The following is a 19,411-nucleotide window of genomic DNA, read 5'->3' on the forward strand; positions in this document are numbered from 1 at the left end:
GAGATAAAAGCTCGCAGTAGAATCGCAGATCGGCAGGACATGTCAAACGAAGCCGACGTCCGGCGGCGTCACATATCTGCCAGGTCGCCGGCGCCGGCGAGCGCCATCGCGGCTGCGCTTGCCATCCGGTCGCGCAGCGGCCTTGGCCAGTAGATTGATCTGCTCGCTAGCCTTTCGATTTCCTTGGGCGTCGCGGCGCATAGCAACATGCCAAGGGGGTCTCGCGCGGCGACCCGCACCAGGTTGGGAAGCTTGTCGGCCAGCTTGGTTGAAATACCTTGGAGCTCGAGCAGATGATTCGGACCGTATCCATGCAACGCGGACGAAAGGAATTTGTCAGGGCGCGCCGCGAGCACCGCGACGCCAGCCAGTACTCGCACGCGCCACGGCGCGAGTAGAGCGCCCAAGGCCCCCCTGCGCGGCGCTCCGCATGTGAAGGCCGCTGGGAGAAGATCATCAGGACGATCAAACCAAGTCGCCAGAATTGGCCTCCCGGATAAGCGCGAACGCGTCAGCAGAAGGTCACTTAAATCGCAAAGGGCACTGCGCGCTGCCGGCCATGACCTCCCCAAACTCCATAGATTTGGATCGAAGGGCGAACCTTGACGTGCGCGTTCGATGGCAAGCTCCAAAGCAGTAAGTTCGCACGGCACGGAGATACCGGCCGCGCGCACCGGTTTGAGACGTCGCCGGCGCTCGGGCCCTCGAGTTTGCTCAAAAAGGCCCGTTAGGCGAACACGGCGCGGACCGGTTTGACGAGCGTAGAGATCAGCGTCTTCGAAGTTCTGGAGCGCGCAGCCGTGAACCCGACAGCGCACCGACCAAACGTCAAGCCATTGCGAGCGAACATATTGGTGCCGCCCTGCAGCCTCGTCCTCCTCAAGACAGCGAGGGCATATCAGCCCCCTCACCCCGGTTTCGATGTCCGGCTCGACAAGATCCTCAACACCTATCCAAGGGGTGCGATGACGGATGGGCAGCAGCGCAATCTCGCTTGGAGCCAACCTGGTGCCGTGTGCGAGCGCCTTCTGATCGCGGGGCGACATATCGTAGTCGAGATCGCCATCGCCCAGTCCAAGATAGTCAGCCAACTCGTCGCGCCCGGCGCCAAAGCGAGCAGCGATCCGATCGAGCCATGATGAAATCGCCTCGTCTGGAAATGGTGGCGACGCAAAATTGAGGACTGGCATTACTTGTGCCCCCGCGACGAGGTGACCTTGACCAACTTCAACGCCTCGAGCGCTTCGAGCACTTCGTCCGATCGCAGTATCGAGTTGGTGATTTCCTCCTGGCCGGTTTCGATGGCGAATATCGCGGCCTCGCGCAGATGAATGACGACCCGCCCAATAATCCCTTCGCTAGCCTCGAAGACAAACTTCATCGCCTCCTCGTCAATCGCTGTTGATCTCCGCAAGGGATAGGTCGACAGCAGCCTTCTCGAAAAGATCACGAATTCGTCGTAGGATAATCCCTTTAAGCGGATAAAAGAAAAACGCTCGAGGAACTGCTTGTCAGTTCTCAGAATTGAGTGAACTGCTTCTGTGCCCATGATAATTAAGGGAAGTCGGCGGACCGAGCTTAATCGGCGAAGCGTGTTGAGCGTCGTAGTTTGGCCAGCGCCGCGGAAGGCTGCGAAGTTGTTCAGGTTGTCAATCGAGAGCGCCATCGGAGCTGCATCTTCCAACGCCCGATATGCTTCACGATGTACGACGCGAAGGCTTGAGCCAACTAGGCCTCGGGATGAGCTGGTAAACGGCTCTAATTTCTCAAGCAACGTGTCAAACAGCCTAGCTTCGTCAGCTTCGGCTGGGCACTCCACTTCTAGAATTGACGGATGAAAGACCCCCTCCTCCGGGTCGAAGTGCGCCGCTGCCGCATATGGCTTGGCGAACGCTTTATAGGTAGCTGTTTTCCCAACATTCGATGGCCCCCATACAAGGACGCAGCGAGGGCGGAGTGAGGGTTCGCCCGTGACCGTCAGGCGCATTCGCCGGATGGCGCGGTCTGCTTGGGGATGCGATATCCACCTATCCCGCTTTATGTAGATTATTCGCGCGTCTTCATCGGCTGCCAATATCGCCGGGAACGAAGGGGTGCCAGACTTGACGGCGTTCGCGGTCACCATATCTCGACCTCGAAATAATCGACGAGGTCTGGCAGGGCCTTAGATAGCAGCGCCAAGCCAGTGCCGACACCCGCGACCTGGGCGGGAGGCGGGTCACTTACAAGGCTCCGCGTCAGCTCCGCAGATTGTTCGTAGCCCCTTTCGGCTTGCTCTTTCTGTCGCCGCGCCGCGCGTGTCTTACGGCTTGAATCGGCACGTTGCGCCTGGCTGTCTAGACGGGCCTGATGAATGACCTCCTCATCGACAGAGTTGGCAGCCTTTGCATCAAGCTCCCTCAAGATGGCCTGATGCTCACGCAGGCTGAAAGGCTGCTGCGGCCTGAACAAAAAGACCGGCTGCCAAGTCTCCGTCTGATCTTCCACATAAATGCACGATATGTCGCGGGGATCGTACCGAACCTCCAACTGACCCCGCCCGTTAGCGACGTCGGCGCAGAGCCAATCTGCCCAGTAACGGAGCCGGAAAATATGGATGCCGGTGGGGCGGAGCTTCCTAGAGTCTCCGGGCATAAAAGCCAGTTGAAACAGCGCGCGTTGCTGTGAATTTACAGCTCTGGGAACAAAGGGAGTCGTCATTGCGAAACCCATTTGGAGAGCGGCGAAAAGCCGCCAATGCCGCTGTGTCCCTTCGCGTGATACTCGATGATTTGCAGCGCAAACCATCGGTCAAATTCATCCAGCGTCATTTCCGCATGTTTGTCGCTGTCATAGTCACCCTTCAGGGCGACATTCGAGAATGTGGTGCCGGGGAGGACGTGAACCTCACCCATCATCGTGCCTATGAAGCGCTCGATGAGCGCGCCATAGCGCGGCTTGCCTGGCGGGCGGTGGGTTTTCACAATCTGGAATTGGGAGCAGCCCCGTCCCAGCGCCGTTGATCCAAATTCCTTGGCGTTATCCGCATGCAGTCGTTCGGGTAGGCCGTGCACTGGCCAGCTGTGGCTTAGTCTCATCTCAGCTAGCCAGTCATCCTTCGGCATAATCGCATGCAGCATCGCCATTGCCGATTGCATAACGGAGGGCGGTTCTAGGCTGAGGTAGTATCCAGGTATTGCTCGACTATATGCATCGATCAAAAAGTGTCGCCGTAGGTCGCCCGAGGGGCATGCGGGTTCGGCGATCGAGAAGGATGAGATCCACGGGGGTGTGGTCGATCAGCCAACACTCATTAGGCCGCGTTGTCTGTGGGAATTCACCCGGCGTTGCTGTGTAAGGTTCGGCGGCGCGTTCGCCCCGGGTGCGCAGAGCCCACTCACGTGGCTCTATACGCGCGAGGCGCGCCTTAAGGCCCTTTATCTTCGGCCACCTTGTTCGCGGGATTTCCCAAATCCGACACTCGTCTTCCACCGCTCGCAGAAGCTTGGCTGGCTGAAGGTTTTGGCGGGTGAGCCCTTCGCGTTTGATCACGCGGGCGATTGCATCCTCCACATCCTCGGCATATCTGCCAAATCCGGGCTTAGGCCCAGGCTTCTGCGGCGCTAGCGCCGAGGTCATGAGCAGGCCTTCGGAAAGTTTCTTTCGCTTAGTATAAAGTGTTCGTAGCGGAATATCGAGACGTTCTGAAATATCCAACATTGCAGCGCTCGAATGTATATTTTGATCAATTAGGGGGCGCAGCGCGGCGGCGATTGAAAATTGCTTTTCAGCCTGAATTTTCCTTCGATCTGTCACGACAGAAGTGGTCACGAGCGATCCCTTCCTGAATGTAGAACACGAGAGTTCCAGTTACTCAGAGTAATCCAGAAGTTTATTGTGGAGTCAAGGCGTGGATTCTCCTGCCGATCTTATCGGAGATTAGATGCCCTATATTGCATGTTGTATATTGGCCCCAATAGACCGCGTATTTTTGGTCTTAGCCGCTCTCGGAAAATCTATATTTCATTGTGTTTTGGCTGTTTGATTATGCGCCTGTCGGCGCCTCTAGGCGCAGGAGATCCTCGCCACTGGCTCATACCGCCAGCCTCATCGCGTTGGTGTTAGGCGGCGGCCTAGGTTTCGAAAAGCGCGCTGACTTTGCATTGCAACCCTCGGGCCAACGCAAAGATCGCCTTCAGAGATGCGTTGCGCTCACCGCGCTCTACGCCGCCGATATAGTTGCGATGAAGCCCGGAGCGGTCAGCCAGCTCTTCTTGGCTAAGCTGAAGCCCTGCTCGCAGACGACGAATCGTCTGTCCAAATTTGATGAGGTCTGCATCCGCCACACCGCAAACGTTGCGGCGAACGCGCCGGCGCTCTACACATGATGAGTGTGATTTTCACACTCTTTGTGTGCACCTCGTTGAGAACGCAGAAATGGACAGGGATGCGCCCGCGATAAGGGTTACGGCTCTGATCGACGCTGTCGTCGACTCGGTCAGCGGCGGAGAACGTCAATCCCGCGTTGATGTCCACATCGCGATTTTCAACCATTCAATGCTTGAGATTGTGCGCGCCAGCGAAGAAGCGTCAGAGCGGGCTGATGCGCGACAACGCGTTTTGAATGCTCTTGTGGGCGTGATTGATGATGTTCTCGCAACCTGAGTTTAGAGGCCGGATCGATGCTCGGCCATTCAACTGGCAACTCAGTCTGGACCTCGCCTCTTGCAAGGCGTCGTCACCTGATCGGGCAGCGGTCATTCCACCGGGTCCCAGCTCAGCGCAGAGCGACAGCGCCGATTAACTTGGCCAGTTATCACCACAGCCACGAGCCCCATCCGATCACCCAGCCTCCCGAGTTTTGGCTTGGAGGCGGCGAGGCTGCGAGGCGGCGAGGCGGCGAGGCTGCGGCCTGGCCGGCGATCATCGTCCTTGTAAACCTGAACCGGCGATCATCGTCGGCGGGCTGATCGTCGGAACCGTCCCCCAGCCGATTGCGCGCGCAATGCGCCAGTAGCGGACTCGAGCGCAGCTCCAGAAACACGACGTTCGCTTCGCCATCCGTCACCTAGCCACGGGCGGTCAGTGGGCGGCCTCGCCGCTCGGCAGGTGACTCTTGTCGGACTTGCCGAGCTTGTCCACCAGGGTCTGCCCCGCCGCGTTCATGCCGATGACCTCGACCTGGGCGCCTTGGCGACGATAGCGGAACACCACCTTGTCGACGGCCGCCACGCCGGTGAGATCCCACAGGTGCGCATCCGTCATGTCAATCTCGACGCGGGTCGGATGGCCGTGATGCTCGAAGCTGGCGGCGAAGAGATCGGCCGAGGCGAAGAAGAGTTGGCCGGCGACACGATAGCGCAGCACGCCCTCTTCCGGCGTCTCGACCTCGGTCACGGCGATGGTCTTGCCCACCTTGCGCATGAAGAAGATCGCCGAGAGGATCACGCCCAGCACCACGCCCTTGGATAGGTCGTGGGTGAAGACCACGGTCAGGGTGGTGGCGACCATGACGATCGACGATTGAACCGGCGTGGAGCGCAGGTTCAGCACCGACTTCCAGTCAAAGGTTCCCACCGAGACCATGATCATCACGGCGACCAAGGCCGCCATGGGAATCCTGGCGACCCAGTCCTGCAGCACCAGGATCAGGAACAGCAGGAAGAGGCCCGCCCACAGGGTCGATAGCCGACCCCGCGCGCCTGAAGTCACATTGATGATCGACTGACCGATCATGGCGCAGCCGGCCATGCCGCCAAACAGCGACGCGACGATATTGGCAATGCCTTGGCCGCGCGTCTCGCGATCCTTGTCGGACGGGGTGTCGGTGATGTCGTCCAGCAGGTTGGCCGTCAGCAAGGATTCCAGCAGGCCGACGAAGGCCAGGGTCGCCGCAATCGGCCCGATGATCCTCAGCGTCTCCCAGGTCAGCGGCACGGCTGGCAGATGGAAGGCCGGCAGGGTCGAAGGCATCTGGCCCATGTCGCCCACGGTGCGGACGTCAAGGCCGGTAAAGATCGCAAAGGCGCTCAACGCGATGATCGCCACCAGGGGCGCAGGGACCGCCTTGGTGATCAGCGGGAAGCCATAGATGATCGCCAGGCCCGCCCCGACCATGGCGAAGGTCTGCAGGTTCGCTCCGATCAGCTCGGGCATCTGGGCCAGGAAGATCAGGATCGCCAACGAGTTGACGAAGCCCGTCATCACGCTCTTGGAGACGAACTTGATATAGCGGCCCAGCTTGAGCAGGCCGACGATGATTTGGATCACCCCGCACAGCAGGGAGGCCGCGAACAGATATTCCAGCCCGTGATCGCGCACCAGCGTGACCATGAGCAGCGCCATGGCGCCGGTGGCCGCCGAGATCATGGCCGGCCGTCCGCCGACCAAGGCGATGGTCACGGCGATGATGAACGAGGCATAGAGGCCGACGGCCGGATCGACGCCCGCGATGATCGAGAAGGCGATGGCCTCCGGGATCAGGGCCAAGGCCACGACCGTGCCCGCCAACAGATCACGGCGCGGATTGGCCAGCCATTGCTGACGCGCCGAAGCAAGTAGGGTCATTGGGATTTCAGTCTGTCGCTCGCGAACCTGGCGCGCGCGCTCAAGTCCGTTCGGTTTCCCGAGGGATCGGCGCCCGGGGTAGCCACCCGATCTGGCCGGGTCCTTAGTGACGCGCTGCTGATGGCGCAATGCGCCAGTCAATGCAAGCGAGCATCACCAGCTGCGCCAGCCATGGATACCAGTTGCGTTGATCCGGGCGGCTGCGGGAGGAAAGCAATGATGGCTTCGAGCGCGTTTTCCCAACCGGTATCTGGCACTGGAACTCTCTTCTGGCGGCGATTGACCGCTCGGCATTCAGCCCGTTAGCCGAAGGGACATAAGCGCCAAGCAGACGAACGCGGCCAGGCCGACAAGGATGACTTCGAGCGGGACCTGGCCCATATGACCGCGTTTCATGGCGCGTCTCCTCCCAGCGGCGGCTCTGACGGCCGCTCGCATCGATCCATGATCAACCTATAGATCGTATCACGATGCTTTTCGATTGTCGTCGTCCCTGTGGGTCACGACGGCGGCATCGCCCTGCAGCGCTGAAACGAAGCGATCACGCCAGGCGGCGACATCGTCGCGCACGACGCCGTCCATCAATCTGGTCCAGCGCGCGACCCGCTCCGCACGGGGCATGGCCAAGGCCACTTCGAGCGCTTCGGAGGTTTCCTCGCGGCTGAACGGATTGACGATCAGGGCGTCTTCCATCTGCTCGGCCGCACCGGCGTACCGCGACAGCACCAGAACGCCCGGGTCGTCGGGGTCCTGCGCGGCGACATATTCCTTGGCCACCAGATTCATCCCGTCGCGCAGCGGCGTGACGAGACCGACATGTGCCGCGCGATAGACCCCGGCCAACTCGTCGCGGCGATGGGTGCGGTTCACGTAGCGGATCGGCACCCAATCGACCGTGGCGTAGGCGCCGTTGATGCGCCCTGACACGCCGTCCAGCCGAGCCCGTATCTCCTGGTAGGCCTGGACCGCGTCGCGGCTGGGCGTGGCGATCTGCAGCAAGAACACCCGCTCAGCCCAGTCCGGGTGATCGGCCAGCAATTGCTCATAGGCCAGGAAACGCTCCTCCAGGCCCTTGGAATAGTCGAGACGATCGACGCCGACGATCATCTTGCGGCCCGTCTGACTGAGCCTGACGCGCGCGAACGTCGCCTGAGCCGCCTCGCCCCGCGCCAGATCGGCGAACGCCGCCGCCTCGATCCCGATCGGGAAGGCCCCGATGCGCGTGCGACGACCGTCGGCTTCGATGACGCCATCGTCGATCGTCAGCTCCAGTTCGCGGCCGACATAGTCGCTGAACGCCTCCAGGGCGTCGCGTGTCTGGAAGCCGACCACATCATAGGCCAGCAACGATTCCACCAGCTGCCGATGCTGGGGCAAGGTGGTCAGCAGTCGCCGCCCCGGCCAGGGAATGTGCAGGAAGAAGCCGATGCGGTTGGTCACGCCCAACCGTCGCAGTTCTTCGGCCAGCGGGATCAGGTGGTAGTCGTGAATCCAGACAAGATCACCGGGGCCGATCAACGGCGCCAGAGTCTCGGCAAAGCGCCTGTTGACCCGTTGATAGCCTTCGCCAAACGAGCGCTCATAGGCCGCCAGGTCGGTGCGGGAATGAAACAGCGGCCAAAGCGTGCGGTTGGCGTAACCGTCATAATATTCCTCGCGATCCTGCTCCTCCAGATCGACCAGGGCCACGGTCACCCCGCCGACCCTCTGCATGGAAATCTGGCCGGTGAAGGCGTCGGTGATCTCGCCGCTCCAGCCAAACCAGACGCCGGAATACTCCCGCAAAGCCGCGGCCAGGGCCATGGCCAGCCCGCCAGCCGTGCCGACCCCGGCGTCGCTGGGCGGGTTGACCCGGTTGGAGACGACGATCAGCCGGCTCATGACGTCTGGTCCGTGATCGCCGCCTCAAGCCAATCGAGAACGGCGGGCACATCGGCCAGGCGATAGCGCGCCAAGGTCTGGCGGCCAGGGGAGCCGACCAGAACGCCGTAGCCGCCCGCGGCGGCGGCGGCCATGAATCCGTCTTCGTCGGTCAGATCGTCGCCCACGAAGATTGGACGCGCGCCCGTGAAAGGCCATTCGGCCATGAAGGCATGGATGGCCTGGCCCTTGTCGGCGCCGGCGGTGCGCAGCTCGGCGACCATATCGCCCTCCTGCAGAACCAGGCGAGTGGCCGCCTCCAGACGGCGGGCGACCTCGCGCACCGCCTCGCAGGCGGCGGGATGCGCCCGATAGTGCAGCGCCACGCTTAGGCCCTTCTCCTCGACCAGCAGTTCCGGTTGGGCGCGGGCTAGCGCCTTGAACACCGCCACGGCGTCGTCCAGACCAGGATCGGGGACGGCGTTGATCTCGTCGCCCAGTACGGTGCGCCGTTGCAGGCCATGGACGCCGGCGACGGCCGACACAGCGTCTTCGGTGATGGCGGACACCTCGGCCAGCGTCCGGCCGCTGACGATCGCCAGGCGCCGGCCCAGCCTCTCGGACAGGCCGCGCAAGATGGCGGTGCGCCGCCTGTCTGGCCCCACATCGGTAGGGCGCGCGACGATGGGCGCCAGAACGCCGTCAAGGTCGAGAAACAGCGCGCAACCGACGGGATCGAGCGGCGGCGGACACGGCAAGGGGTCGGGAAAGGCAAGAATCTGGGCGGTCATGGCAAACTCCATGGCGGCGTCCGACAGAGGGGCGTCGGGCGCAGGACTTCATCGCGCCGGCCTGGGCTGACGGCGGTGGCGACGGGCTCAGCCGTCGCGGCGAATGGAGGGTGTCAGAGGCAGCGCGGCCTTGTGGCTCGGCGGCGCGGTGTCGCGCGACGGCCGCGTGGAAGGCGAAGCTCGCCTTGTCGGATCGGTGGTCTCATGTGTAGCCCCTTGCCAAGTTCGGCGCCGTGCGCGGCGCGGTAGGTCTCCAGATGATGGATCGGCCGTCGAAGGGACGGCGAACCTGTCGCACGATGCGACGCGAGCCAAGGCTCTATCCAGGGCGGCGTCATCCCGAATGGCGCCAAGCGTAGCAGGCTCCAGGGTGATAGGGGCGCGTCTCACGGGATAGTGACGCCGGCTTGATCGCCACCTTGCCCGGGCCTGACCTGGAGGTGTGGTCCTCGGACCGTCCGGATTTCGAGCTCGTCCAATTGCAGCTCTGATCCAACCAAGGCGCCGGCTGCAGCCATCAAGGCCGCGCCCGTCAGCAGCGTCGCGATTTGCTTTCGCCTTAATCGCACCGACGCGAGCAATATCCCCCAAGCCCGCGCCAGCGGCGCATCGCCCTTAGAGCGCTCGGCTTTCCAAACAGCCATCGGCATTAAATATCGTAACACGATCTATTCGTCAAATTGGCGCGCGTCGGGACTGCTCGCGACTCGGCCTCCATGTTAGGAAAGCGACCGGCCGCGAGCGTCTCGCGCGCCGTCCAGGATCCTGTCGTGACGACGCCAGCCTCTCCGCCCTCGCAAAACCTGATCGAGGACGCGCCTCTCACCCAGGAAGACTATCGCGCACTTGGGGAATTTCGCCGCGCCATCCGCCAGTTCCTGGCGTTCAGCGAGCAAGGCGCACGCGACCACGGCCTGACCGCACAGCAGCACCAAGCTTTGTTGGCCATCAAGGCGCATCCCGGGCCGGACCCGATCTCGATCGGGGACCTCGCCGACAGCTTGCTGATCAAGAACCACAGCGCCGTCGAACTGGTCGCCCGCCTGGTCGAGCGCGACCTGGCGGCGCGCCGAGACTCTGCTGCCGACCGACGTCGCGTTGTGCTGGAATTACGTCCGCGTGGCGCGGCGATTCTGGAGACCATCTCCCGACGCAACCTAGGCCGCCTGAGCCAGGGCGCCGACATCCTCGCCGACATCATCGAGGCCGCGCGCCGCGCTGCCCCAAATCGCCGCTAACAGACCAGGACCGGCGTGCGAGCATTCCACAGGCCCGCCGGTGTGATCGCCCGAAGCGGCCCTGTCCCGCCCGCCAGGAGCACGGCGCGAGAAATGACGATCAAGTCGGCTTGGCGCGTCTGCAGATAGTCCCAAACGGCCGCGCCGGGACGTTCGGCGGATATCGCGAAGGCCTTGGCGCGCCCGTCCAGCGCTTGACGCGCTAGCGCGAGCTTCTCGCCCGGATCGTCCGAAGCCTTGGTCGCCACCAGAACCTCAAGTTGGAGATTGGCAAAGCCTTGATGGTCCGCGACGAGATCGAGGGCGGCGCGGCGTCTCGGGTCGCCATCGGTGACAACCAGAGCCCGCTCGATCGGTAGGAAAACCCGCGAGGCGAGGCAGACCGGAACCCTGGTCACGCTCAGCACCGCGTCGATCTGCCCGCCCAACACCTTCCGGTCATCCTGGCTGTCGGCTCCGCGCTTGCCCATCACGAACAAGGCCGCCGGGGTCTTCGACACCACATCGGCCAAAGCGCCTTCGAGCAGACGCTGAACAGGCGCTGGCGCACCCTGATCGGCCAGATGCGCCGCCAGATCGGCGAGCAAACCTGGCCATTCCGCCGCGCCGTCCTGACCTGGTTCGCACACATGAAGCAACTCAAGGCCCACGCCCATACGCTCTGCCAGCCAGGCGGCATGTATCCCAACGCTCGTCCTGTAGTTCGAACGATCGACCAGAGCGACGACTGGCGGTGCGCCCTCGCCGCTCATTTGGGCCAATCGGCGAGCACGGTCGCCCTGGCGTCCTCGAAAGCGACGCGATCGATATCTACCGCATAGAGACAGACTGGACGGTGTTCTGCCGACTCGCTCCAGCAATGGATCGCCGCTCCATCGGCAAACCCAGAAACCTTTCCTTCAAGCACAAGGCCAAAGGTCCGCGCCTGATCGACGTCGCCAGCGTCCAGCTTGACGACATGCTCGTAAGCACGCTCGCCGCGCCGCTCAACGCGCGAATCTTGCGCGGCGTGCAACATGGCCAGCCCCAAGGTCGGAGCCTCGGCAGGCGTTGGTGTCGCGGGCGGCGCAATGGCTCGCCGGGAGGGGCAGCCCTCCGACGCTAACCATGGGCGCGGAAGCCAGAACCCCTCGACCAACTCGGTCCCCTTGGGCGTCGGCGCAGCGCGAACCAGCGGCAGATCGGTCCAGATCGCGGGCCTGGCGACGAGACGCAGCGCCGGGCCGGCCGGATCATACTGATAATAGGCCTGAGCCGACCCCGGGTCGGCGGTCGGGCCACCGCAGCCAAACATCAGCCGCATCCGAAAGCGACGGCCGACCAGGTCCCGGCCGCCGCCGTCCGCCGTTCCCGCCGCATAGGCGTTGGCCGCCGTGGCGGCGGCGGCGATCAGATCGCCGCGCGTGGCTGTCTTCTGGGGTGCAGGCGCGGCGGGCGGCGCCGCGACGACCGGTATAGGTTCAGGCGGGGCGGGCGTCGGCGGCGTCTGACGGATCAACAGCCAGACGAGCACGGCAACGGCCGCCAACCCGATGACGACGGGCGCGAACAGGGCGAACTTGCGGTCGGCCGACCTAGGGTTATTGTCGCTCATGGCGAGAGCCTAGCAGAAGACAGGGTTCCGATTGCAATCGCCTTCGCCACGCTCCGCGCCGGCCGCTCGCGCCCGCGCCGCCGGGTGGCCATGATGACGCCGGCACAAATCATCGCGCTGGGGGTGCTGGCGGCGGTCGTCGTCGCCCTGATCCATGGCAAGCTACGCTCGGATGTCGTGGCCTTGGGTGGCGCAGCCGTCCTGCTGGGCACCCGCACCGTCCGACCGGTCGAGGTGCAGGCGGCCTTCGCCAGCCCAGCCATCCTGGCGCTAGCGTCGCTCTTCGTCATTGCCTACGCCATGGAGCTCTCGGGCCTTCTCGGCATGCTGATCAGAGGAGCCACACGGCTATGCGCACGCCTGGGCGCCCTGGGCCTTTGGATGGTCATCGGACTTTGTGGCGTGGCCTCGGCCTTCCTCAACAACACCCCCATCGTGGTGTTGGGCGCGCCGGTGGTGCGCGACGTCTCCAAATCTATGGGTCTGTCGCCCAAGCGTTTTCTGATCCCTCTATCTTACGCGACGATCCTCGGCGGCGCCTGCACTTTGATTGGCACCTCGACCAACCTTCTGGTCAACGACATGGCGCGCAATGCCGGCCAGCCCGCGTTCAGCCTGTTCGAGATCACCCCGGTGGCTCTGGTCATCGCCGTAGTCGGGGGTCTCTATCTTGTGTTGGTGGGGCCACGTCTGCTGGGCGCCGAGCCCGCGCCGGCTCCTGTGTCCGAACAGGCGACCTTGCCAGCCATCTCGCCGCCGAACGGCGAGGATCCCGCGCTCTATCCCATTGATGCGCCCTTCAACCCGCTGAAGGCCGGCGCGGCCCTGGTGGTCTTTGTCCTGGTGGTGACCGTCGCGGCCCTGGGCCTGCTGCCGATCGCGGCGGCGGCTTTCGCCGGGGCGGTACTGCTGGTCGTGACGGGCGTGATCAGCGTCGAGGACGCCTACAAGGGCTTGCGGCCGGAGATCCTGTTGCTGATCGCGGGCATGGTGGTGGTGGGGCTGTCGATAGAACTGACCGGTCTGGCGGCCCTGACGACCGACGCGCTGGTCGGATGGCTGCACGACCTTGGGCCGCTCTACGCCCTGGCCCTGATCTATGGCGCGACCCTGCTGCTGACCGAGCTCCTGTCCAACGCTGCCGTGGCGGTGCTGTTGACCCCGTTGGCCGTCGCCCTGGCCGAGAGCCTCGGTGTCAGCCCCCGCCCCTTCCTGGTGGCCGTGATGATGGCCGCCAGCGCCGCCTTCGCCACACCGTTCGGTTATCAGACCAACGTCATCGTCTGTCAGATGGGCGGCTATCGCTATCTCGACTTCGTGCGGATCGGCGCACCCCTCAACCTGATCACCTGGGCCGCCGGCCTGGCGGCCATCCCGATTTTCTTCCCCTTCTAAGCCCCCAGGATCAAAGCCTCACGACTTCGTCAGGTAGATGTGTCCCGAGTACCAATTAGATCGTGTTACGATATTTATGGGCTGGCGCTTCGGTCCTGGAAAGCGGGGACGCGATGAGCGATCACGACAGGGAAACGATCCTCTTCATTTGCGGCGATGATATCGACGCCGCCACGATCATGACCGACCTCTACGACGCCGACATCCGGGTCGTCGGTCCGATCCACACCGCCAGGATGGCTTTGGCCATGGCCGCACAGACAGGCCCAACACTGGCTCTAGTGGCCGGCCAACCCACCGGAGAGCGCAAGGCCCCGGAACTAGCTCAGGCCCTGATGTCCACCTGGGGCGTTCGCTCCATGTTGCTCGACCCCACTGAACACGACGCCCACGAGACCTCGGACTGGCGCGCCCCCGACCATCAGGTCGCCCCCATTCGCCTCGCCCTGACGCAGAGCCGTCCCTCGGTCTAACGTCACCGGGCTAGCGCCCACCGTTTCGACCGCCGCTCGTAAGCGGTGCCCCGTACAGCAAGAAGGAGGTCGCGGCCGATGACGGCGAGCGAACGCATTCTGGCGAGCCTGAAGGCCTTGATCGCCCATTTCACGGCGATGAGTCCCCTAGCTTGGACTATCAATCTGGCCCTGACGGTCGGTGTCAGCCTCCTGGCGGTTGCGACCGGCCGACTGGCGCGGCGCTTGGCGCGCTTTGGCGCTCAGCATCTTCCTGGCCCGCCAGACGCGGAAAAGACTGTGCGGTCCAATCGACTGGCGCGTCTGGCCGGTCGAACCGTGCAGGTCGCCGCGACGATGATCGCCGTGCTCGTCATCGCCGAGATCTGGAGCTTCAATCTCCTCGGCTGGACCGCAACACCGCTTGGCGCGCGTATTCTTGGCGCTACGGTGCGCCTTGCGGTCTTACTGGTCGCGACGGTAGCGGCGTTTGAACTGGTCGGTCTGGCGATTGGCCGGGCCACGGACGGCTTTGTCGGCCATGCCGCCGAGCCGCGCCGGCGAGCCCAGCTGGCGACACTGGGTCCGCTGCTGGCTGGCATCGCGCAGACCGCGATCGTCATCGTCGGGGTTCTGATGGCGTTGAGCGAACTGGGCGTGAAGATCGGTCCACTCCTGGCTGGCGCCGGGGTGGTGGGGGTGGCGCTTGGCTTTGGGGCCCAAACCCTCGTCAAGGACTTCCTGACCGGCATCTTCTTGATCGTCGAGGACATAGTCTCGGTCGGCGACATCGTCCGCATCGGCGACAGCGGCGGGCTCGTCGAGCAGATGACGTTGCGGACCATCCGCCTGCGCGACTTCGACGGCACCGTGCACGTCTTCCCCTACAGCGAGGCCCAGGTGCTGCATAACCTGACCAAGACCTTCTCCTACTACGTCTTCGACCTGCAGGTTTCCTACGACTCCGACCTTGATGCGGCGCTGGCGATCATGCGGCGCGTCGGCGGAAGACTGAAGGCCGATCCGGACTTCGCCGACAAGATCCTGGAGCCGATCGAGGTGGTCGGTGTCGACAGCCTCGCCGACAGCGGCGTGGTGCTGAAGGCGCGGATCAAGACAGAGCCGCTGCAGCAGTGGAATGTCGGACGCGAATACAACCGCCGCATCAAGCTGGCCTTCGACGAAGCCGGCGTGGAAATCCCCTTCCCGCACATGCAGGTCGTGATGCCCGATCGGCAGGTGGCTGAACTGGCGGGCCTGCGCGAAGCGGTCAATTAGAGCGGGCTGCGACCGGTTTGGCTTGACCAAGGCGGCATGTTCGCGAACTTGGCCGCGCGACTGCGAGAGGCCTTCAACCCGACTCGCGGGTCCAGCCGCACTCCAGGTCGCGCGCACGCGAAAAGCCGTCAGAGACGAGATCCGCATGACCCGAACCTCATCCCGATCCCGTCCGCTCTCGGCCCTGCGCGCCTTCCTGCATCACGAAGCCTCGGGCGGTTATGTGCTGATGGCCACAGCCGCCTTGGCCTTGGTGGTGGCCAACTCGCCGCTGGCAGAGCCCTACTTCGCGGCCCTCAAGACTGAATTCGGCTTTGCGATCGGCGCCTTTCATCTACGGGAGAGCACGCTTCACTGGATCAATGACGGCCTGATGGCGGTCTTCTTCCTGCTGGTCGGACTGGAGATCAAGCGCGAGGTGCTCGATGGTCAACTGTCAAAGCCGTCGCGCGTGATCCTGCCCGGCGTCGCCGCCTTGGGTGGTGTCATCGTGCCGGCCCTGATCTACCTTGCCTTCAACGCCGGCTCGCCCGCCAGCCGCGACGGCTGGGCCATTCCCTCGGCCACCGACATCGCCTTCGCGCTCGGCGTCCTGGCGCTACTGGGCCCACGCGTGCCCGGATCGCTGAAGATCTTCCTGACGGCGATCGCTATCATGGACGATCTCGCCGCCATCGTGATCATCGCGCTGTTTTACACCGCCCAGCTGCACCTGGCCTATCTGGCGGCCGCCGGTGGCGTCATCGTCGCCCTGCTGATCCTCAATCGCCTGAAGGTCATGGCGCTGTGGCCCTATCTGATCGGCGGTCTCATCCTTTGGTGGCTGGTGCTGGAGTCGGGCGTCCACGCCACCTTGGCGGGCGTGGCCCTGGCGATGCTGATCCCCCTGCGCAAGAGCCCTGCGGCCCCCGATGACGCGGCGTCGCCGCTGCATCGGCTCGAACATGCCCTGCACAAGCCAGTGGCCTTCTTGATCGTGCCACTGTTCGGCTTCGCCAATGCCGGCCTGTCCTTCGCGGGCGTCTCGCCGGCCGCGCTGCTCGATCCCGTGCCGCTAGGCGTGGCGCTGGGCCTATTCGTCGGCAAGCAGCTCGGCGTCTTCCTGACGGCTGCCGCGATCGTGCGTCTCGGCTGGGCCGACATGCCCAGGGACGCCTCCACGGCACAGCTCTATGGCGTAGCCGTGCTCTGCGGCATTGGCTTCACCATGAGCCTGTTCATCGGCAACCTGGCTTTCGGCGATCCCCTTCTGATCGACGAGACCAAGATCGGCGTGCTGGTCGGATCGCTGGCCTCCGCCCTGCTTGGCGTGACCATCCTGCGGCTCTGCAAGCCCTGCTCGCCTGCGGCCGCTGATCGCGACGAGGATTACGCGCGGGGCTGAAGCCTATGCGCCCTTCCGGGCCTTCCAGAGCGCCGCCGCCTGCGAAGGCTTACCCTTCAGCAAACTCGCCGCCGCCAGGCCGGCCAGGAAGGCGGCGGTCGGGTGGGCGTGAAGCGCGTCGAGAACCCTCTGGTCCAGGGGCGGCTGGCGCATTCTGTCCCGATGCGACTTCTGCAACAACGACCACACTGCCACGACCCCCGCCGCGATGGCCGCGACGATGACATAGGCCCAGGCCGCCCCTACCCACTGCGTCAGGAAAGCGAAGATCGCCATCGCGCCGGCGACGGCGGCGATCGCCGCCGCCATCACCAAGCCCGCTCCCGCCATCAAGCGAGAGATGAGCCTATCGACGAAATCATCGAACATCGGGTTCTCCTGAACAGCCAGAAGACCAACGCGCGCGACTGGATTTGGTCGCTCCGAGCCTGCGGTCAGCTTCTCGTCGCCGCAATCCGCAATTCGATCCGCTTGAGCGCCTGGAGCTGTCGCTGGGCGTGCATCGCGGGCCACAAGGCCAGCTTGATCATCAGCGACATGATCACCAGCACGGCCGCAGGCAGTCCCCAGCGCAGGGCCAAGAGCGGGTCGGTCGCCTGGAAGAAGTTCCAACCGGCCCAGGCCCCGGCGACGAACAGAAGGGTCTGCGCCGCAAGGAGCACCCTCGCCATCCATCCCGACCGTGCGGACAGCAGGGCCGCAAGTTGATCCAGATCGCCGGGTTCCTCCCCGATGCGTCGCAGCAGGGCGTCTTCTTCGTCCTTCAGGGCCTTGTCGATGTCAGTCATGATGATCTCCTTCCAGAACGGCGCGCAGGGCGCGCCGGGCGTGCATGAGGCGGGTCTTGATCGTGCCCGCCGGGGCGTCGAGCGCGATGGCGACTTCGGCCACGCTCAGATCGTCGACATAGAACAGCGCCAGAGCCGCCCTCTGGTGCGGGGGCAGACTTCTGATGGCGGCCTGCAGGCGGGGCGTGGCGATCTCTGGCGGCTCGGTCGGGCCGCCACCGGGGTCATCCCTTAGGGCGCCGGACAGGGCGCGATCGCCCTGCAACGCCCGGATGCTTCGCGCGCAGCGGCGCGACACGATCTGATAGGCCCAAGCCGGAAACGCCGCCTCGTCCTTCAGGCGGGGAAGACCGCGAGCGATATCGATCCAGCTGGACTGAACGACATCCTTGGCGAGTTCCTCATCGCCGGTCAGCCGCCAGGCATGGGCCACCAGTCGGCGATGATAGCGACGCGCCAGCAAGTCGGCCGCGCGCCGGTCGCCGGCCTGGGCGGAGACGACGAGGTAGCCGTCGAGAAGACGACTGGCGGCGAAGCGCTGATCTGAAGCTTGGCGGGTCATTGATTGTAAGGTGGCGCCCAGCCCTCAAACGGTTCAATCACACCGCAAGATCACTAAGCACCTGGCCCGCCGGGGCCGCAACGCAGCGCCTTCTTTGGTGTGCTCAAGGTGAGCCGCGCCAGCCGTCCCGGGTTCTAGGCACGAGCGGGAGCCTGGCTCGTCACGTGGCCGCGACAACAAGCCTCGCCGCCGGCGCCGGGCCGTTCTGCGCCACTTGCGGACTCAGGGACCACGCCGGAAACAAGACATTCGGGCGGTCCCGCTGAAGCTGCGGCCTTCAACAGGTGGGCGCCGAGCGTATCTTCAGGAAAGTCTCGAAAAAAGTTTACGGCGCCGATCCGTTTTGATCCGGCGCGTCGTCTCCTGGACAGCGAGGTCGTTTCGACGCTCGCCATGGAGACGTCAAAATGAACGCCATCGCCCTCGATCCCAGCGCGACGACCCTGGTCAATGTGCTGACCTGCGATCCCGCCAACCAAGCGGCGCTGCTCGATCTGCTGCGCCAGAACACCGACGAGGTGATCACGACCCTGTACGGCTGGCGCTCGACCAGCTTCGTGGCGGCTCAGGACGGCGCCCGCGTCACGATCATCTCGCAGTGGCGTGACGCCGCCGCGGTCGGCGCCATGCAGAGCGACGCGCGCATGCAGGCCTATTTCCCCCGCATCGCGGCGCTCGCCAGCTTCGACTCGGTCATGGGTGCCCTCGCCTATGCGCGTCAGGCCTGAGCGAGAGGTGAACACATGACCAATCTCGCCAATTGCCGGGCCGTCGTGACCGGCGGCAGCGCCGGACTGGGGCTGGAGATCGTCAAGGCCTTGGCTAGGCGTGGCGCCGATGTCACCGCGATCGCTCGCGACCCTGAAAAACTCGGCGCAGCGCGCGATGCTGGCGCCCGGCTGATCGCTGGTGACGCGACAGACGCGGCGCTGATCCATCGCGCCGTGGCCGATATCGATCCGGATGTGCTGGTGCTCAACGCCGGCGCGCGCCTGCCTCTGAAGACGATCGACAAGGAGGATTGGGAGGGTTTCTCGGCGATCTGGAACACCGACGTGAAGGCGACGCTCGCGGGCGTTCAGGCGGCGCTCAATACGCCGATGCGGCCGGGCTCGCGCGTTCTGATCATGTCGAGCGGTGCGGCGATGGTGATGAGCCATCCCGCGATCGAACCTCGCAACCTGCGCCTGTCGGGCGGCTATGTCGGCGCCAAGCGGATGATCTGGTACATGGCGCATCAGGCGCAAGCCGCCTCGGACGACCATGCGCTCGGGATCCGCTTCCAGGTCCTGGTCCCCACCCAGGCGATCGCGGGGACCGAGCTTGGCTATGCGGTCGCCGCCGTCCAGGCGCGGGAAGAGGGGCTCACCGTCGACGAGTATATGGTCAAGCGCTACGGCCCTATCCTGCACCCGACGCAGATCGGCCAACAGGTCGCCGAGTTGCTGAACGACCCAAGCTACGAAACAGGCGTGGCTTACGGGTTTCGCGCGGATACAGATCCTTTCGTGCTCGACCTGTAG

The 19,411-nt window shown here is 64.2% G+C and carries 22 protein-coding genes and 1 other annotated feature; of the genes, 8 read left to right on the forward strand and 14 right to left on the reverse strand.

Annotation, left to right across the window (positions count from 1 at the left end):
- Positions 1 to 68: 68 nt before the first annotated feature.
- The 6 genes from ACN2C7_RS10060 to ACN2C7_RS10085 form a co-directional block, all read right to left on the reverse strand.
- The gene (locus tag ACN2C7_RS10060; protein WP_419316792.1) at positions 69 to 1,190 is read right to left on the reverse strand and encodes a TniQ family protein; all 1,122 of its coding nucleotides are present in this window, start codon (positions 1,188 to 1,190) and stop codon (positions 69 to 71) included.
- Positions 1,190 to 2,125: a TniB family NTP-binding protein gene (locus ACN2C7_RS10065; protein WP_419316793.1), complete on the reverse strand. Its 936-nt coding sequence runs from the start codon at positions 2,123 to 2,125 to the stop codon at positions 1,190 to 1,192. Before ACN2C7_RS10065 ends, ACN2C7_RS10060 begins: the two co-directional genes overlap by 1 nt.
- Complete coding sequence (locus ACN2C7_RS10070) at positions 2,119 to 2,787, reverse strand: Mu transposase C-terminal domain-containing protein (RefSeq protein WP_419316794.1); 669 nt, start codon at positions 2,785 to 2,787, stop codon at positions 2,119 to 2,121. Before ACN2C7_RS10070 ends, ACN2C7_RS10065 begins: the two co-directional genes overlap by 7 nt.
- Entirely contained in the window at positions 2,697 to 3,125 is a 429-nt protein-coding gene (locus ACN2C7_RS10075; protein WP_419316795.1) for a hypothetical protein, read from the reverse strand. Before ACN2C7_RS10075 ends, ACN2C7_RS10070 begins: the two co-directional genes overlap by 91 nt.
- Positions 3,126 to 3,183: 58 nt before the next feature.
- Complete coding sequence (locus ACN2C7_RS10080) at positions 3,184 to 3,810, reverse strand: hypothetical protein (RefSeq protein WP_419316796.1); 627 nt, start codon at positions 3,808 to 3,810, stop codon at positions 3,184 to 3,186.
- 302 nt (positions 3,811 to 4,112) lie between these two features.
- On the reverse strand, positions 4,113 to 4,325 hold the full coding sequence (locus tag ACN2C7_RS10085; RefSeq protein WP_419316797.1) for a helix-turn-helix domain-containing protein: 213 nt from the start codon (positions 4,323 to 4,325) through the stop codon (positions 4,113 to 4,115).
- Between the two features lie 91 nt (positions 4,326 to 4,416).
- Between ACN2C7_RS10085 and ACN2C7_RS10090 the strand changes: the two genes are divergently transcribed.
- Positions 4,417 to 4,644 carry a hypothetical protein gene (locus ACN2C7_RS10090; protein ID WP_419316798.1) on the forward strand — a complete coding sequence of 76 codons (228 nt, stop codon included), beginning with the start codon at positions 4,417 to 4,419 and terminating at the stop codon, positions 4,642 to 4,644.
- A gap of 417 nt (positions 4,645 to 5,061) precedes the next feature.
- On the opposite strand, the gene ACN2C7_RS10095 is transcribed toward ACN2C7_RS10090, so the two are convergent.
- From ACN2C7_RS10095 to otsB, 3 genes are all read right to left on the reverse strand, one after another.
- Positions 5,062 to 6,546, reverse strand: coding sequence for a SulP family inorganic anion transporter (locus ACN2C7_RS10095; protein WP_419316799.1), 1,485 nt, complete (start codon positions 6,544 to 6,546; stop codon positions 5,062 to 5,064).
- 52 nt (positions 6,547 to 6,598) lie between these two features.
- Positions 6,599 to 6,652, reverse strand: a sequence feature (sul1 is cis-regulatory element that is thought to sense ions involved in sulfur or methionine metabolism; They are found in Alphaproteobacteria).
- A 359-nt stretch (positions 6,653 to 7,011) separates the two neighbouring features.
- Entirely contained in the window at positions 7,012 to 8,427 is a 1,416-nt protein-coding gene (otsA, locus tag ACN2C7_RS10100; protein ID WP_419316800.1) for an alpha,alpha-trehalose-phosphate synthase (UDP-forming), read from the reverse strand.
- Entirely contained in the window at positions 8,424 to 9,197 is a 774-nt protein-coding gene (gene otsB, locus ACN2C7_RS10105) for a trehalose-phosphatase (RefSeq protein WP_419316801.1), read from the reverse strand. Before otsB ends, otsA begins: the two co-directional genes overlap by 4 nt.
- A 770-nt stretch (positions 9,198 to 9,967) precedes the next feature.
- Here otsB and ACN2C7_RS10110 point away from each other — a divergent pair.
- Positions 9,968 to 10,435: a MarR family transcriptional regulator gene (locus ACN2C7_RS10110; RefSeq protein WP_419316803.1), complete on the forward strand. Its 468-nt coding sequence runs from the start codon at positions 9,968 to 9,970 to the stop codon at positions 10,433 to 10,435.
- Here ACN2C7_RS10110 and ACN2C7_RS10115 read toward each other — a convergent pair.
- Both ACN2C7_RS10115 and ACN2C7_RS10120 read right to left on the reverse strand, forming a co-directional pair.
- Positions 10,432 to 11,187, reverse strand: a complete 756-nt coding sequence (locus ACN2C7_RS10115; protein ID WP_419316804.1) for a hypothetical protein — start codon at positions 11,185 to 11,187, stop codon at positions 10,432 to 10,434. The two genes, ACN2C7_RS10110 and ACN2C7_RS10115, sit on opposite strands and share 4 nt — an antisense overlap.
- Positions 11,184 to 12,029 (reverse strand): hypothetical protein, encoded by an 846-nt coding sequence (locus ACN2C7_RS10120; protein WP_419316805.1) that lies wholly within the window; start codon positions 12,027 to 12,029, stop codon positions 11,184 to 11,186. The genes ACN2C7_RS10115 and ACN2C7_RS10120 overlap by 4 nt, the downstream gene beginning before the upstream one ends.
- Positions 12,030 to 12,122: 93 nt before the next feature.
- Between ACN2C7_RS10120 and ACN2C7_RS10125 the strand changes: the two genes are divergently transcribed.
- From ACN2C7_RS10125 to nhaA, 4 genes are all read left to right on the forward strand, one after another.
- The gene (locus tag ACN2C7_RS10125) at positions 12,123 to 13,424 is read left to right on the forward strand and encodes an SLC13 family permease (protein WP_419316806.1); all 1,302 of its coding nucleotides are present in this window, start codon (positions 12,123 to 12,125) and stop codon (positions 13,422 to 13,424) included.
- A gap of 113 nt (positions 13,425 to 13,537) precedes the next feature.
- Positions 13,538 to 13,897, forward strand: coding sequence for a hypothetical protein (locus ACN2C7_RS10130; protein WP_419316807.1), 360 nt, complete (start codon positions 13,538 to 13,540; stop codon positions 13,895 to 13,897).
- Between the two features lie 78 nt (positions 13,898 to 13,975).
- Positions 13,976 to 15,154, forward strand: a complete 1,179-nt coding sequence (locus tag ACN2C7_RS10135) for a mechanosensitive ion channel family protein (RefSeq protein WP_419316808.1) — start codon at positions 13,976 to 13,978, stop codon at positions 15,152 to 15,154.
- Positions 15,155 to 15,299: 145 nt separating this feature from the next.
- The gene (nhaA, locus tag ACN2C7_RS10140; RefSeq protein WP_419316809.1) at positions 15,300 to 16,538 is read left to right on the forward strand and encodes a Na+/H+ antiporter NhaA; all 1,239 of its coding nucleotides are present in this window, start codon (positions 15,300 to 15,302) and stop codon (positions 16,536 to 16,538) included.
- A gap of 3 nt (positions 16,539 to 16,541) precedes the next feature.
- On the opposite strand, the gene ACN2C7_RS10145 is transcribed toward nhaA, so the two are convergent.
- From ACN2C7_RS10145 to ACN2C7_RS10155, 3 genes are all read right to left on the reverse strand, one after another.
- Positions 16,542 to 16,907, reverse strand: a complete 366-nt coding sequence (locus tag ACN2C7_RS10145) for a hypothetical protein (RefSeq protein WP_419316810.1) — start codon at positions 16,905 to 16,907, stop codon at positions 16,542 to 16,544.
- Between the two features lie 65 nt (positions 16,908 to 16,972).
- On the reverse strand, positions 16,973 to 17,326 hold the full coding sequence (locus ACN2C7_RS10150) for a DUF6768 family protein (RefSeq protein WP_419316811.1): 354 nt from the start codon (positions 17,324 to 17,326) through the stop codon (positions 16,973 to 16,975).
- On the reverse strand, positions 17,319 to 17,888 hold the full coding sequence (locus tag ACN2C7_RS10155; protein WP_419316812.1) for an RNA polymerase sigma factor: 570 nt from the start codon (positions 17,886 to 17,888) through the stop codon (positions 17,319 to 17,321). Before ACN2C7_RS10155 ends, ACN2C7_RS10150 begins: the two co-directional genes overlap by 8 nt.
- A gap of 407 nt (positions 17,889 to 18,295) precedes the next feature.
- Here ACN2C7_RS10155 and ACN2C7_RS10160 point away from each other — a divergent pair, with 407 nt between their 5' ends.
- Both ACN2C7_RS10160 and ACN2C7_RS10165 read left to right on the forward strand, forming a co-directional pair.
- A complete protein-coding gene (locus tag ACN2C7_RS10160; protein WP_419316813.1) occupies positions 18,296 to 18,616 on the forward strand; it encodes a putative quinol monooxygenase in 321 nt (106 codons plus the stop codon).
- Positions 18,617 to 18,631: 15 nt separating this feature from the next.
- Positions 18,632 to 19,411: an SDR family NAD(P)-dependent oxidoreductase gene (locus ACN2C7_RS10165; protein ID WP_419316814.1), complete on the forward strand. Its 780-nt coding sequence runs from the start codon at positions 18,632 to 18,634 to the stop codon at positions 19,409 to 19,411.

The sequence above is a fragment of the Caulobacter sp. ErkDOM-E genome (assembly GCF_048541895.1).
Lineage (GTDB): Bacteria > Pseudomonadota > Alphaproteobacteria > Caulobacterales > Caulobacteraceae > Caulobacter.

Coding starts and splice junctions, on each gene's coding strand:
- ACN2C7_RS10060 (WP_419316792.1), bottom strand. CDS start 1,190: ATGCCAGTCCTCAATTTTGCGTCGCCACCATTTCCAGACGAGGCGATT.
- ACN2C7_RS10065 (WP_419316793.1), bottom strand. CDS start 2,125: ATGGTGACCGCGAACGCCGTCAAGTCTGGCACCCCTTCGTTCCCGGCG.
- ACN2C7_RS10070 (WP_419316794.1), bottom strand. CDS start 2,787: ATGGTTTGCGCTGCAAATCATCGAGTATCACGCGAAGGGACACAGCGG.
- ACN2C7_RS10075 (WP_419316795.1), bottom strand. CDS start 3,125: ATGGCGATGCTGCATGCGATTATGCCGAAGGATGACTGGCTAGCTGAG.
- ACN2C7_RS10090 (WP_419316798.1), top strand. CDS start 4,417: ATGGACAGGGATGCGCCCGCGATAAGGGTTACGGCTCTGATCGACGCT.
- ACN2C7_RS10095 (WP_419316799.1), bottom strand. CDS start 6,546: ATGACCCTACTTGCTTCGGCGCGTCAGCAATGGCTGGCCAATCCGCGC.
- otsA (WP_419316800.1), bottom strand. CDS start 8,427: ATGAGCCGGCTGATCGTCGTCTCCAACCGGGTCAACCCGCCCAGCGAC.
- otsB (WP_419316801.1), bottom strand. CDS start 9,197: ATGACCGCCCAGATTCTTGCCTTTCCCGACCCCTTGCCGTGTCCGCCG.
- ACN2C7_RS10115 (WP_419316804.1), bottom strand. CDS start 11,187: ATGAGCGGCGAGGGCGCACCGCCAGTCGTCGCTCTGGTCGATCGTTCG.
- ACN2C7_RS10120 (WP_419316805.1), bottom strand. CDS start 12,029: ATGAGCGACAATAACCCTAGGTCGGCCGACCGCAAGTTCGCCCTGTTC.
- ACN2C7_RS10125 (WP_419316806.1), top strand. CDS start 12,123: ATGACGCCGGCACAAATCATCGCGCTGGGGGTGCTGGCGGCGGTCGTC.
- ACN2C7_RS10130 (WP_419316807.1), top strand. CDS start 13,538: ATGAGCGATCACGACAGGGAAACGATCCTCTTCATTTGCGGCGATGAT.
- ACN2C7_RS10135 (WP_419316808.1), top strand. CDS start 13,976: ATGACGGCGAGCGAACGCATTCTGGCGAGCCTGAAGGCCTTGATCGCC.
- nhaA (WP_419316809.1), top strand. CDS start 15,300: ATGACCCGAACCTCATCCCGATCCCGTCCGCTCTCGGCCCTGCGCGCC.
- ACN2C7_RS10145 (WP_419316810.1), bottom strand. CDS start 16,907: ATGTTCGATGATTTCGTCGATAGGCTCATCTCTCGCTTGATGGCGGGA.
- ACN2C7_RS10150 (WP_419316811.1), bottom strand. CDS start 17,326: ATGACTGACATCGACAAGGCCCTGAAGGACGAAGAAGACGCCCTGCTG.
- ACN2C7_RS10155 (WP_419316812.1), bottom strand. CDS start 17,888: ATGACCCGCCAAGCTTCAGATCAGCGCTTCGCCGCCAGTCGTCTTCTC.
- ACN2C7_RS10160 (WP_419316813.1), top strand. CDS start 18,296: ATGAACGCCATCGCCCTCGATCCCAGCGCGACGACCCTGGTCAATGTG.
- ACN2C7_RS10165 (WP_419316814.1), top strand. CDS start 18,632: ATGACCAATCTCGCCAATTGCCGGGCCGTCGTGACCGGCGGCAGCGCC.